The organism is Amycolatopsis echigonensis, from assembly GCF_014174495.1.
Lineage (GTDB): Bacteria > Actinomycetota > Actinomycetes > Mycobacteriales > Pseudonocardiaceae > Amycolatopsis > Amycolatopsis echigonensis.
Window position 1 is genome coordinate 1 of sequence record NZ_JACJHR010000271.1, and the last position, 482, is coordinate 482.

Genomic DNA, 482 nt, shown 5'->3' on the forward strand with positions numbered 1-482 from the left:
GAAAAGGCGATTCTGGCCGGCGGGTGTTTCTGGGGCATGGAGGAGCTGTTCCGCCACCAGCCCGGCGTGACCGCGACCCGCGTCGGCTACAGCGGCGGCGACGTCCCGAACGCCACCTACCGCAACCACGGCACCCACGCCGAAACCATCGAAGTCACCTACGACCCCGACCAGACCGACTTCCGCACCCTCCTCGAATTCTTCTTCCAGGTCCACGACCCCACCACCACAAACCGTCAGGGCAACGACATCGGCACCAGCTACCGCTCCGCCATCTTCTACACCACCGACGAACAGAAACGCATCGCCGAAGACACCATCGCCGACGTCGACGCCTCCGGACTCTGGCCCGGCACCGTCGTCACCGAAGTCACCCCCGCCGGAGACTTCTGGGAAGCCGAACCCGAACACCAGAACTACCTCCAGCGCTACCCCCACGGCTACACCTGCCACTTCCCCCGCCCCGGCTGGAAACTCCCGAA

General features: G+C 65.6%; 1 protein-coding gene. It reads left to right on the forward strand.

The annotated features are described in order from the left end of the window. A partial coding sequence (gene msrA / locus H5411_RS46715; RefSeq protein WP_183128056.1) for a peptide-methionine (S)-S-oxide reductase MsrA occupies nt 1-482 on the forward strand: 482 nt, incomplete at both ends.